Raw genomic sequence first — 12,959 nt, 5'->3', positions numbered from 1 at the left:
CTTAGCCATTGGCCTGCACCACGCGTTGATCGATGGCGCCGAACAGCGATTGCCGGTCGGCGCCGAACACTTCCATGCGCAGCCGCTCGCCGAACTGCAGGAACTCGGTGCGCGGCGCGCCGTGGTCGAGGGTCTCGATGGCGCGGCGCTCGGCGATGCAGGCCGAACCGGCGCTGCGCTGGGCATTGGACACCGTGCCCGAGCCCACCAGGGTGCCGGCCCCCAGGCGCCGGGTCAGCGCGGCGTGAGCGATCAGCTCGCCAAAGCCGAAATTCATCTCACCACCGTCGGGGTGGCCGAACCACTGGCCGTTGCGCTGGATATGCAAAGCCAGGTGCACGCGCCCGTCGCGCCAGGCCGGCCCGAGTTCGTCCGGGGTCACCGCCACCGGGGCGAAGGCCGACGAGGGCTTGGCCTGGAGAAAGCCGAAGCCGGTGCGCATTTCCCGCGGCGCCAGTGCGCGCAGGCTGACGTCGTTGACCTGCACCAGCAGCTTGATGTGCCCCAGGGCCTGCTGCGCCGAACAGCCCAGCGGCACGTCGTCGACCACCACGGCGAACTCGCCCTCGAAATCGATGCCCTGGGCGGCGCTGGGCAGGCGGATGTCCTCGCAGGGTCCGAGAAAATCATCGCCCGCGCCTTGATACATCAACGGGGTGTGCTCGACCCCTTCGATGGGCGCCAGGTTGAAGGCCCGCTGCATCAGCGTGCCGTGGTTGAGAAAGGCCGAGCCGTCGCACCACTGATAGGCCCGAGGCAGCGGCGCCATGGCCTGCTGCGGGTCGAAGGCAAAGCTGCCGGCGGCCGTGCCGGCCTGCAGGGCGTCGAAGCATTCGCGCAAGCGGGGCTCGGCCTGCGGCCAGTCGTCCAGGGCCGCCTGCAGGGTGGTGATGGGCGCCGGCAGCGCGCGAGCGAGGTCGCGCGAGACCACTAGCAGTTGACCGTCGCGGCTGCCGTCGCGCAGCGTCGCCAGCTTCATGGCTGCACCTGCGCGGCGAAGCGGCCGTCGAGGAGGATGAAGACCATGCGCGCCATCTGCTCGGTGCGGTTGCTCCAGGCGTGGTTGGTGCCGCGCTGCACGACGATGTCGCCGCGGCCCAGCTGCACCTCGTCATCGTCCAGCACCAGCCACACCTCGCCCTCGGTGACGATGCCGTAGTCGACGGTCTCGGTGCGGTGCATCAGCTTGTGCCGGGAATCGGCATGGCCGGTGCCGGCCTGGGCCTGGCCGATCTCGGCGAAGGCAGCCGCAGCGTCTTCGGCGCTGATGTGGTTCTGCACGCTGTCGGGCGGAATGTCCACCACACGAATTAGGCTGCCCAGCGCCGCCGGGCTCAGGCACAGGGCACGGGCGGTGGGGTCCGCGCCGTTGTCGATCGGCGCCGGGCTGGCATCGGTGTTCCAGATTTCGTGAAACAGCGTGCCCGGTACCGCCTGCAAGGCGAAGGTATTGGGCGCCGCGGCGCGGTGTACGATCAGGCTGCGGCCCTGGGCCGAGTGGCCGGTGACGACGCGTTTGAAGCCAGGCAGTGAATGCATGAAAGAGTCCTTGTCAGTGACCGTCGCCCAGGCGGGTGCCAGGGCCGACGACGAGGTTGGGCAGGCGCAGGCAGCCCAGGGCCACCAGCCATTGCAGTGCACCGATCAGCGCCAGGGCGGTGGGCAAGGCCGAGCTGACGCCTGCGGTGAGGCTCAGTACGACCAGCGGGCTGGCGAACTCGCCGGCGAAAATCGCCGCCGTGAACAGGCCGCTGGCGCGCCCGCGCTGGCTGAAATCCACCAGCGCCATGATTCGCGTGATCAGCGTCGGCAACATCAGGCCAATGCCCAGGCCGTTGATGAACACCGCCAGGGACACCCCGGCATGGCTGGCGGCGCCGGCCATCAGCAGGCCGCCGCTGCCGGCCAGGGCGAACGCCAGCAGCAAGAGCCAACCTGGCCGCGCGCGGCCGATCCAGCGAAAGCTCAAGGCACCGAGCACTACGCCCAGCTGGTTGCCGCCCATGGTCATGCCGATCTGCTGCGGCCCATCGACCCCCAGCAGGTCGAGCAGGTAGCCGGCCTGCACCGGCACGATGAACAGGCTCAAGCCGGCCAGCAGCGCCAGGCCCAGCAGCGCCAGCAGCCGGCGCCAGGGCATGGCGGCTGGCTGCGGCCGGGCCGCCTGGCGTACCGATGGCTCCCAGAGCCAGCGCGCCATCAAGGGCAGGAACAGCAGCCCCAGGGCATACAACCCGAAAGGCGTGCGCCAGCTGCTCTCGCCCAGCAGGCCGCCGACGGCCATGAACAGTGCGGCCGAGAGCGAGGTGACGACCATCTGCAGGGCGAACAGCCGTTCGCGCCGTGCGCCGCTGTAGTAGTCGCCCATCAGCGTGGTGCAGCAGGTCATGATCGCCGCTTCCGCCACGCCGATCCCGGCACGGCTGAGGACGATGGCAGGCAGCGAATCGAGCCACAGCGGCAGGGTCCCGCACAGGGCGTATACCAGCATCGCCAGCAGCAGCAACGGCTTGCGCCCGATGCGATCGGCGATCCACCCGGCCAGAGGCGCCAGGAGCGCGATCACCAGGGCCGGCAGGGTCAGCGCCACCGGCACCAGCACGCTGGCCCCGGGGCTGTCGGCGAAGTGCGCCTGCATGCGCGGCAGCACCGGCGCCAACAGCACCGCGCCGAGCACCGGCAGGCAACTGCCGAGCAACAGCAACGCCGACTGGCGCCCGCCCGCCTGGGCGTGTTCAGAGACCATGACGCACCTCCAACGCGGCACGCCGCTTGAACACCGCTGCGTGCTGCGGCGGTTGCGCCACTGACGCGACCGGCACCGGCGCCTGGGCCACGGGCCGCTGCCCAGGCAGGAGGAAATACGCCAGTGCCGGCAGCAGCATCAGGGCGCCGACCATGTTCCAGATGAACATGAAGGCCAGCAGGATGCCCATGTCCGCCTGGAACTTGATGGGCGAAAACACCCAGGTGCCGACGCCGATGGCCAGGGTGATGCCGGTCAGCATCACCACCTTGCCGGTGAATTGCAGGGCGCGGTAGTAGGCCTGGGACAGGCTCGAGCCACGGCGCATTTCGGCCAGCACGATGCTCATCACATACAAGGCATAGTCCACGCCGATGCCCACGCCCAGGGCGATCACCGGCAGGGTCGCGACCTTGACGCCGATGCCGAGCGCGACCATCAGCGCCTCGCACAGCATCGAGGTGAGCATCAGCGGCAGCACTGCGCAGAGCACCGCGCGCCAGCTACGAAAGGTCACCAGGCACAGCAGGCAGACCGCGCCGTAGACCCACCAGAGCATTTCATGGCTGGCCTGCTTGACCACGATATTGGTCGCCGCCTCGATGCCCGAGCTGCCGGCGGCGAGGAGAAACTGCGCCTGCTCGCTGTCGTTGTCGCGGGCGAACGCCTGCACGTTGGCGACCACCCGCTCCAGGGTGTCGGCCTTGTGGTCGGTGAGGTAGGCATACAGCGTCAGCAGGCTGCAGTCCTCGTTGTACAGGCCACGCGGCGCGCCGGCGGTGACCATGTTGAGGGTCGCCTGATTGTTCAGCAGCTCGTACCACTTGGGGTTGCCTTCGGACAGCCCCACCAGCACCCGGCGGTTGAGCAGCGCCAGGGAGTTGGTCGAATCGACCCCGGGCAGGCTGCGCAGCTGCCAGTCAAGGTTGTCCACGCGCTGCAGTGTCGCGTAGTTGGAGCAGGTGCCGGGCGGCGTCTTGACCATCACCGCGAACACGTCGCTGCTGGCGCCATAGTGCCGGGTCAGGTAGGCGTTGTCCTGGTTGTAGCGCGAGTCGGCGCGCAGCTCCGGCGCCCCGGCGTCGAGGTCGCCGACCTTGAGGTGCTGGCTGACCAGGTAGCCGCCCACCGCCAGCAGCCCGGCCATCGCCACGCACAGTGCCGCCCAGCGTGGCTGGGTGAACAGGTCGAGAAAGCGCCAGGCCGGGTGCCGCGCCTGCCCCGCCGCCTCGGCCTGCTCGCCGCGCAGGCTGCGCCGGGCCGCCTGCGGGCTGACCCCCAGGTAGGACAGCAGCACCGGCAGCAGGATCAGGTTGGTGAAGATCAGCACCGCCACGCCGATGCTGGCGATCAGCGCGAGGTCCTGGATGACCTGGATCTTGATCATCATCAGCACGGCAAAGCCCACCGCGTCACAGAGCAAGGCGGTCAGCCCGGCGAGGAACAGCCGGCGGAAGGTCAAGCGTGCTGCCACCAGGCGGTGCGTGCCACGGCCGATGTCCTGCATGATGCCGTTCATTTTCTGCGCGCCGTGGCTCATGCCGATGGCGAAGATCAGGAACGGCACCAGCACCGAATAGGGGTCCAGCTCGAACCCCAGCAGCGGCAGCAGGCCCAGCTGCCAGACCACCGCCACCAGCGAACAGCTCATCACCAGCAGGGTGCTGCGCAGGCAGCGGGTGTAGCCGTACAGCACGATGGCGGTGATGGCGATGGCGGCGGCGAAGAACAGCAGAATCTGCCGCAGGCCCTGGATCAGGTCGCCGATGACCTTGGCAAAGCCGGTGATGCGGATCTCGATGGCCGGGTCCTGGTACTGGCTGCGCAAGGCTTCCAGCTGGCTGGACAGTGCGCTGTAGTCCAGCGGCTGGCCGTCCGGCGTGGTCGCCAGCAACGGCACATAGAGGATGCTCGATTGCTGATCGAAGGCCACCAGCTGACCGATCTCGTTGGAGCGCTCGATGTTGCGCCGCAGCGCCTCGAGGCTGGCGGCCTGGCCGTCGTAGCCGTCGGGGATCACCGGGCCGCCTTCCAGGCCGTCTTCGGTCACGCCCACCCAGCGGGTGGCCGGGGTCCATAGCGAGCGCATGTAGGCGCGGTCGACACCCGGCAGCAGATAGACCGCATCGTTGAGGCGCTGCAGCGTCTGCAGGTAATGGGCGTCGTAAATGCTGCCGTGGGTGTTGATCACGGCAATGCGCAGGGCATTGCCGAGCCCGGACAGCTCCTGGCGATGAGCCAGGTAGTTGGCGATGAAGGGGTGCCCGGTGGGGATCATCTTCTCGAAGCTGGCATTGAGCTGCAGGCGCGTGGCCTGCCACCCCATCAGCAGGGTCATCAGCAGGCACAGCAGCAGCACGGTGCGCCGATGGTTGAACAGCGCGCGCTCGAGCAGCGAGCCTGAGCGCTGATCGAAATCGGCCAGCCGGCCACTGACGGGCACGGCACCGGGTTCACGTTCGACATGCATAGCGTTACTCCGCAGCGTTGATGGGCGTGCGCAGGCGCACCGGTCCGGCGAAACCGACGCCCACCAGGGCGCCGTCCGCTGCCTGGATCACCGCCGTCAGCGGCGGCCCGGGCGGCAGGGCCATGGGCGTCAGGTGCGCCAGGTCGGCGGACGCCTGCAGCAGCCCGCCCGCCTGGTTGACCACCCACAGGCCGGCAGCCGAGGGCTGCAGGGCGTTGATCGAGACCGGCACGGGGTTGTCCAGCATGCTGAAGCGCTGGCCCTGGTCGGTGGAGCGCAGCAACTTGCCACGCAAGCCGCCTAGCACCAGGCTGCCGTCGGCGGCCAGGGCGAGGCTGAAATAGCTGCCCTCATAGCCGGTGCTCACGGCCTCGAAGTGCTCGCCGGCGTCCAGCGAACGCAGGAACAGGCCCTGCTCGCCGGCGATATAGACCCGCGCGCCCTCCTGCACCACGGCGTACAGGTGCAGGCCCTGGGGGTTGGGCAGCCTCCCGGCGAGGGACTGCCAGTGGGCGCCGCCGTCCTCGGTGGCCATGGCCAGGCCATAGGCACCCACCACCAGGCCCCGATTCGCACTGCTGAAACTCAAGGCCAGCAACGGCTTGTCGGCGCCATCGCTGACCGCCTGGCGGGCAGCGGCCAGGCGACGCTCGTCCTGCCCCGCCTGGGCGGCCGCCAGCTCCAGTGCGGCCATGCGTCGGCCGTCCAGTTGCAGCTGCCAATGCTCGCCGTTGTCGCGGCTGTGCAGCACCGCGCCGGCGTGGCCGACGGCCCAGCCCTGGCCGTCGACGAACTGCACGGCGGTCAGGGTGCTGCTCACCGGCACCGCCACCTGGCGCCAGCTGGCGCCATTGTCGTCGGACAGCAGCACGCTACCGCGCTCGCCGACGGCCACCAGGCGCTCGCCGCTGCGGGCAATCGCCTGCAACACCGCGTGCAGGGCCTGGGGCGACTGCACCGCGGGCTGGGCCAGCACGTCCGCGGCGGGCGCGGCCAGCAGCGGCGCGCTCGACAGCGTCAAACACAAGGCCAGCCATGCGCTGCGCCCCATGTCAGCGTACCCCTTCGCCGGCCAGGGCATCGGGGGTGAACACCGAGTCCTTGTAGGCCTGCATGACCCGGTACTGCTCGTTCTTGCCGGCGAAGATGTCGCCGGTGAACCAGGTGCCGGAGAGCAGATCGTAGAAGCCGTTGGTGACGGTCACCACGCCGGGCAAATCGGGCAGCACCACCGGGGTGGTCCAGAGCACCTTGGCCAGCTGGTTCTGCGCGTCGTAGCGCTCGCCGAGCACGGCGGCCCAGGTGTCTTCATCCAGGTAATAGGTGCTGCGTGGCATGACATGGCGCTTGCCGGCCTTCAGGGTCGCCTCCACCACCCATACGCGGTGCAGCTCCCAGCGCAGCACATCGGGGTTCAGGTGATGCTCGCCGAGCAGGTCCGTGGGGCTGGCGGCGGTGAAGACCTTGTTGGCGTTGTAGGGAATGTACATTTCCTTCTTGCCCACCAGCTTCCAGTCGAAACGGTCGACCCGGCCGTTGAACACGTAGAGCTCATCGAAGCTCATGACACCAGCAGTGGCCGGGGTCGGCGTGTCGCAGCAGGCATTGGGCAAGCGGCGCACGCGGCGCTGGCCTGGCAGGTAGGTCCACACCCCGGTGTTTTCGGCGTTGACGTTCTCGCGGCCGGTGATCGCCTCGCCAGCACGCAGGGGCGGACCGTCGTTGATCATGCGGGTGCTCCAGAAGGTGCCATCGCTCTTGTTCGAGCTGTCGGCGAGGTACCAGGGCATCTGGTAGTCGGCGCGCGAATCGTTGGTCAGCACATGCTTGCCGTCGCTGGTGGTCAGGTATTGGGTGAAGTCGGCATGCCACGAGGCCCCGCGCCAGCGCATCAGGTGGTTCCAGATGGCCTGGGTGCCGTCCTTGGCCAGCGGAAAGGGCACGCCGCCCTCGCCCCCCTGGGGAATCGGCCCTGCGGAGCTGTCGACCAGGCGGGTGCGGCTGGCATTGGCGAAGGTGGCGTCGTACACCGAAGCGGGCGCCGCTGCGGTGCGATGGGTCGGGTAGACGTCCAGGCGGTAGGTGTCGGGGTACTTTTTCAGCATCGCCTGGATGCCCGGCGTAACCTTGTCGGCGTACTGGCCGAGGTTCTTCGCGGTGATGCTGAACAGCGGCTTCTCGGCGGCGAACGGATCACCGCGCTTGCCGCCATCCTTGAAAGCAGGGTCAGCCTTGGTCAGGCCGCCGGTCCAGGCCGGGATGCTGCCGTCGGCATTGCCGGCGCGCTCGGCGCCCATGGGCGTGAGCGTGGTCTTGAGGTCGGCGGCGTCGGCCGCCAGCGCAGACTCCGTGGTCAACAGCGGGGCCAGCAACAGGGCCGCGGTCAGTGCGGTGCCGAGGATGGTCAGAGGCAGGCGAAAGCTCAGGTATTCAGGCGCGTTCATGGCAGTGGGTCCCCGGTTCAAAAGGTTCGGCTGACGCTGAAGGCCACGAAATCCCGGTCCTTGAGCGATTGTTCGAAGCTGTAGTTGTTGCTGGCATCGAGAAAGGTGCTGGCAGGCCCGTAGTAATGGGTGTAGGTCAGGCCCAGGTTCCAGGTATTGAGGTAGTTGCCCTTGACGCCGATGTTCATGTCGCCGCCGCGATTGCTGCCGAACGCCGTGCCCAGCGCTTCGGAGGCGCCATGGGTGAAGCTCAGGCCCAGCGGCACGCTGATGTCCATGCCGGAGAACGCCTGGCGGTACATGGGTTCGTAGACGGTGCGAAAGCTCCAGGCATCGCGGTCGGCATTGGGGTCCACGGCCGAGGGGTTGTGGGTCACGCTCAGGGTGCGGTTCCAGGCGAACTCGCCGAGAAAGCTGGTCTCGCGGGCAAAAACGTTCGGGCTCAAGGTCGCCAGCCACGAGAGGTTGGCGTGCAGCGTGCGGCCGGTGGCGTACACCGCGTCGTCGGCATCGTTGGACAGGCCCTCGCCCGCCACCAGCGTGCGCTGGTTGGTCGAGGCCAGGGGCTGGTCCCAGCGAGTCGACAATTCACCGGCGATGTTGAAGCTCTCCACCGTGGTCGAGAAGCTCGCCCCCAGCGCCGTGATGCCTTGCGGGTAGACCCAGCTGTATTCGCCGGCATACCCGGTCAAGGCATTGAGGTGAGCGAAATCGGAGGTGGTGACCAGCTGCGGGCTCTTGTCGTGGAAGCGGATGGCGTACAGGCCGAAGTCGTAATCCTCGGTACGCCATTTGACCTGCAGGCCGCCCTGGCCGGTGTCCTTGGCGTCCTTGTCCTGGCCGTGGTAGAACGCCAGCGGCTGGGCTCCGGGGAACAGCGGCGAGCCGATGAACAGCCGCTCGCTGCCGTCGCCGATGGCGTCGAAGGAGGAAAAATAGCTGCCGGCGCCGGGCAACCGGTTGGCCTCCCACTCCAGCTGGTAGTAGGCACCCACCGAGACATCAGGCGTCAGCTGCAGCTGCCCGGACAGTTGCTTGACCGGCCGGATCAGCTCCTTGAACTGGGTGTTGGGCACCGACACCGCTTTGACCACGTCGATCGGCGCCATGCCGCCGGCGATGCCGTTGGCGCCGTAGAACAGGCTCTCGCCCCACTGCATGGCGTACTGGCCGATGCGCCCGGACACCGGTACGTCGCCGAGCTCGCCCTTGCCGTAGACGAAAGCGTCGAGCAGTTCGCCCTGGCGGCCATGGAGCTTGCGGGTATCATCGGTGAAATGGTCGTATTTCACCGAGTAGCTGTTGACGGTGGCCGGCGAGTCGTTGTCGTTCTTCTGGTTGTAGACATCGTCGTACCAGGCCGCGCCGCTCAGGCGCGCGCCGAAGTCCTTGTAGCTGATGTCGAATTCGGAGAGCAGGTCCAGGCGGCTGGAGATCAGGCCCTTGTCGAAGTTGCGGTCGCCGTCGTCGACGTTGAGCGCGCTGCTGCCCTCGGTCAGCTGCCCGGACTGGCTCCTGGTGCGCCAGGCGGAGCTGTATTTGACGGTGTTGTCCCAGCGCGTGCGCAGGTCGGGGTTGCCGGTGTCGAAATCGAACGCCTGGGCCAGCGGCGCGCTGCCGCACAGTGCGGCCAGGGCCCAGACCAGTGGCTGGGGGTGAAACTGCGGGCGCGGCAATCCGGTCGCTTCTTTGCGAGTGGCCATCAACTATCCCTCTTCTTGTTTTTATCGGTAGGACTGAGGTCTTTGCGTGCCTGGTGCCATCAGGCGCTGCCGGCTACAGATTCAGCTGCTCAGGGGGCTTTGACTAATCGACTCTTGAGATGCGATGTATTGCAAAGCTCGATACCTGTGCGGCCGGCAACGTCCCGGGGCGATGGCTGCGCGGTCAGCTGCCGCCGCCGTCGCCGAGCAGGCCGCACGCCTCTACGGCGGCCAGGGCGCAGCGCTCGTCGTTGTCCGAGGTGTCGCCGCTGATGCCGATGGCGCCCAGCACCTCACCGTGCTCGGCGCGTATCAACACGCCGCCGGCCACTGGCACCATGTTGCCGGCGGCCAGGTCGCTCAAGGCGTTGAAAAACGCCGGCATGCGTTCGGCGCGGCGCGCCAGCTCGCGGCCGCCCAGGCCCATGCCCAGCACCGAGCTGGCCTTGCCATTGGCGATCTGCGGGCGCAGCAGGCTGGCGCGCTCGTCGCGCTTGAGCGCCAGCAGGTGGCCGCCGGCGTCGAGCACTGCAACGCACAGCGGCTGCAATTGCAGGCGCGTACCTTCGAGCAGCGCCGCGTCGACCATGCGGTCGGCCACGGCCAGGGTCAATCGAGTCATGGCAGGCTCCTCAATGGGGTTTCAGGGCAGATGGCGCGCGCTTGCCCAGGTCGATGGCGCGCTGGCGGGTGTGCAGCTCCGACCACTTCACCGTGTTGAAATCGCTGACCCGGTTGGGGTCGTAGCCCGGCACCTGGGCCTCGATGCGCCGCCCGCCCAGGTACACCCCGGCCAGGCGCGAGCGCTCCTGCAGGATCCCGACGTTGTCCAGCGGCGAGCCGTCGACAAAGATGAAGTCGGCCCGCCGGCCCACTTCCAGGGCCCCGACCGGCTGCGGGCCGGGCATCATCTTCGCCGACACCGAGGTGGCCGCGCGCAGGGCCTGGGCGGGAGTCAGGCCGAGCCAGTCGACCAGAATCTCGATCTCGCGGGCGTGCCATTCGCCATAAGGGGTGATGGCAAAGCCGCTGTCGCTGCCGGTCATGAACGGCACGCCGGCCTCGAAGGCCCGGCGCAGGTTGCGGCAGCCGGCGTCGATCACCCGTCGCTGCATGGCGGCATAGCCGGACTTGGTCGAGGCTTCGTAGGGTTCGGCGAACTCGGTGTTGTTGGCCAGCATGGTCAGGGTCGGCGCCACGTGGCTGCCCGACTGCAGGATGGCCTCGATGCAGGCGTCGTCCATGAAAAAACCGTGGAAGATCACGTCGACCCCGGCCTTGGCGGCGTAGAACACCGCTTCGCGGCCATAGGCGTGCACCGCGACCTTTTTGCCCAGGCGGTGAATCTCGTCGACCATGAAGCGGGTTTCGTCTTCGGTGAAGGCGGCGATGTGCTCGCCGTTGGGCCGAAAGTGCGGGCCGTCCATGGCAATCTTCATCAGGTCGACGCCGTCCTTGGCCTGGCGGCGGATTTCCGCGAGCTGCTCGTCGCGGGTCGCGCACAGCCGGCCGCTGAAATACTCCGGCGTGCCGACCCAGCTGGGAAACCAGTCGTTGAGGCTCTGGCGGTTGGCAATGACGTTGCTGCTGGCGGCGATGCGCGGCCCGGTGAACAAGCCGGCATTGATCGCGTTGCGCACCGAGATGCTGCATTGGCCGGCATCACCGGGCACTACCACCGAGGTGTAGCCGGCCGCCAGCACGTGCTGGGTGAAGAACAGCCCGCGCAGCGCACGAAACTCGGGCGAGACGTGCAGGTCGATGTCCTCCTCGCTCTTGGCGTTGCCGAACACCAGGTGGGTGTGCACGTCCACCAGCCCTGGCATGACGAAATGCGCGCTGGCGTCGATCACTTGATCCTCGGCGGCCGGTAGCGGCGCGCTCGCCTGCGGGCCGACGTAGGTGAAGACGCCGTTCTCGATCACCAGGCGCTGGCCCTGCCGGGTGCTGTCCTCCAGGCCGGTGAACAGGGTGTTGCAGTTGACATGCATACGTGGGGCATGGGTCTGTAGGGATTGGGTGCGTGACATGGCGCGATCCTCTCTCAGTTATAGGGTGCAGGCCGCTTGCGGGACGTTCACCAGCCACACCGCGCTGTCGTCGTCGATCACCAGCTCGCGGCCCTGCAGCGACTGGCCCAGGCACGGGCCGAGCACGCAGAGCCCGGAGTCGGGCCGGAACAGCGCCCCGTGGGCGAAGCAGACGATGTGCTGGCCATCGCCAGACATGAAGCGGTCCTTGCGGTATTGCATGGCGACGTCCAGGTGCGGGCAGCGGTTGAGCCAGGCGTGCAGGCGGCCCTGCCAGCGCGCCACCAGTACGGTGTCGCGGCCCTCGCCGTACGGGTCGAAGCCGCGCGCGCGGCCCTCGTCCAGGCTGTCGGCGGGGCACAGGTACAGCGCGCCCGGGCGCGGCTGGCGGCTCACGTCAAATGGGCTCGGCGGTGAGGTGCAGCATCTGCCGGGTCAGGCCGATGCGATCGAAGCTGGCGTCACGGGCCATTTCCCGATCGCCCGCCAGCACCGACTTTTCGCTGATGAACTTGCAGCGCTCGAAGCGTCGCTGCATGAAACGGCCGAGCTTCTGTTCCAGGCTGCCGCCGGCCACCAGCTCCATGCTCAGCACCAGCGCGTCTTCGATGGCCATGCCGGCGCCCTGCCCCAGGTGCGGCGTGGTCGCGTGGGCAGCGTCGCCGATGAGCAGGACCCGGCCCTTGAACCAGGGCTCGTCGACGAACACCACTTCCATGGGCTTGTAGACCACCTGGCGGCTGTCGGTGATCTGCTCGCGCAGGCTGCCGACCAGGCCGCCGATGTTGGCGATGCGTTGGCGCATCAACGGCGCCAGCTGCTCGGGCGGGTACCAGGGGTTGTCCGGCTCGTGGGAGGTGGAGAACATGTACATGAGCGTGTCGGAGAGCGGCACCAGCCCGGCATTGCCGGCAGGCCCCATGTAGCTGGCCAGGTGGTCGATGGACGGGTCGCGCGGGAAGTTGTAGCGCCACACCGCCTGGCCGGTGAAGCGCGGCCGATACTTGTCGCCGAACAGCAGGCTGCGGATCTTCGAATAGACGCCGTCGGCACCCACCACCAGGTCGTAGCGCCCGCGGCTGGCATCGCTGAACAGGACGTCGACGCCCTCGTCGTCCTGCTCCAGGCTCTCGACGGTCAGCCCCAGGCGAATCTGCGCACCCAGTTCGATGGCGCTGCCGCTCAGCACCTGGTGCAGCGCCAGGCGCGAGATACCGACGTTGGCCGGGTACTGCGGACCGGCCAGGCGCTGGCCGGGGATGCGCGCCAAAGGGTTGCCTTCGAGGTCGTAGATGCCTACGTCCTCGAAGCTGTAGGCGGCATCCAGGTAGCGGTCGAGCACGCCCAGGCGGGCCATTTCGCGCACCACATTGCTCTGCTGGATGATGCCGACGCCGTACACCGTCCAGTCGGACTTGATCTCCACCAGGTCCACCGCCACACCCTCGCGTCGCAGGGCAATGGCGGCGCACAACCCGCCGATGCCACCGCCCACCACCAGCACCTTGTTGACTTCGCTCATGAGGCGTTCCCTTGTTTTTGTTGTCGTTGCCGTCGTTCACAGGT

11 protein-coding genes are annotated in these 12,959 nt (G+C 68.0%); all 11 read right to left on the bottom strand.

Annotated elements, in window-relative coordinates; translation table 11 throughout:
- Position 1 precedes the first annotated feature (1 nt).
- The gene (locus tag SFA35_RS12190) at positions 2-979 is read right to left on the bottom strand and encodes a fumarylacetoacetate hydrolase family protein (RefSeq protein WP_320578674.1); all 978 of its coding nucleotides are present in this window, start codon (positions 977-979) and stop codon (positions 2-4) included.
- The gene (locus tag SFA35_RS12185; RefSeq protein WP_320578672.1) at positions 976-1,539 is read right to left on the bottom strand and encodes a cupin domain-containing protein; all 564 of its coding nucleotides are present in this window, start codon (positions 1,537-1,539) and stop codon (positions 976-978) included. Before SFA35_RS12185 ends, SFA35_RS12190 begins: the two co-directional genes overlap by 4 nt.
- A 13-nt stretch (positions 1,540-1,552) precedes the next feature.
- Positions 1,553-2,746 (bottom strand): MFS transporter, encoded by a 1,194-nt coding sequence (locus SFA35_RS12180; protein WP_320578669.1) that lies wholly within the window; start codon positions 2,744-2,746, stop codon positions 1,553-1,555.
- On the bottom strand, positions 2,736-5,216 hold the full coding sequence (locus tag SFA35_RS12175) for an efflux RND transporter permease subunit (RefSeq protein WP_320578668.1): 2,481 nt from the start codon (positions 5,214-5,216) through the stop codon (positions 2,736-2,738). Before SFA35_RS12175 ends, SFA35_RS12180 begins: the two co-directional genes overlap by 11 nt.
- A gap of 4 nt (positions 5,217-5,220) precedes the next feature.
- Complete coding sequence (locus tag SFA35_RS12170; RefSeq protein WP_320578666.1) at positions 5,221-6,267, bottom strand: WD40/YVTN/BNR-like repeat-containing protein; 1,047 nt, start codon at positions 6,265-6,267, stop codon at positions 5,221-5,223.
- Position 6,268: 1 nt separating this feature from the next.
- Positions 6,269-7,660, bottom strand: a complete 1,392-nt coding sequence (locus SFA35_RS12165) for a DUF1329 domain-containing protein (protein ID WP_320578664.1) — start codon at positions 7,658-7,660, stop codon at positions 6,269-6,271.
- A 17-nt stretch (positions 7,661-7,677) separates the two neighbouring features.
- Positions 7,678-9,363 (bottom strand): DUF1302 domain-containing protein, encoded by a 1,686-nt coding sequence (locus tag SFA35_RS12160; RefSeq protein WP_320578662.1) that lies wholly within the window; start codon positions 9,361-9,363, stop codon positions 7,678-7,680.
- Positions 9,364-9,547: 184 nt separating this feature from the next.
- Positions 9,548-9,985 (bottom strand): GlcG/HbpS family heme-binding protein, encoded by a 438-nt coding sequence (locus SFA35_RS12155; protein WP_320578660.1) that lies wholly within the window; start codon positions 9,983-9,985, stop codon positions 9,548-9,550.
- A gap of 10 nt (positions 9,986-9,995) precedes the next feature.
- A complete protein-coding gene (locus SFA35_RS12150; protein ID WP_320578658.1) occupies positions 9,996-11,393 on the bottom strand; it encodes an amidohydrolase family protein in 1,398 nt (465 codons plus the stop codon).
- A gap of 18 nt (positions 11,394-11,411) precedes the next feature.
- Entirely contained in the window at positions 11,412-11,789 is a 378-nt protein-coding gene (locus SFA35_RS12145) for a Rieske (2Fe-2S) protein (RefSeq protein ID WP_320578657.1), read from the bottom strand.
- Position 11,790: 1 nt separating this feature from the next.
- Complete coding sequence (locus tag SFA35_RS12140; protein ID WP_320578654.1) at positions 11,791-12,915, bottom strand: FAD-dependent oxidoreductase; 1,125 nt, start codon at positions 12,913-12,915, stop codon at positions 11,791-11,793.
- Positions 12,916-12,959 lie beyond the last annotated feature (44 nt).

Source organism: Pseudomonas sp. HR96 (assembly GCF_034059295.1).
Classification (GTDB): Bacteria; Pseudomonadota; Gammaproteobacteria; order Pseudomonadales; family Pseudomonadaceae; genus Aquipseudomonas.
The sequence above is the reverse complement of the archived record's forward strand: the minus strand, read 5'-3'. Positions and strand labels throughout refer to the sequence as shown.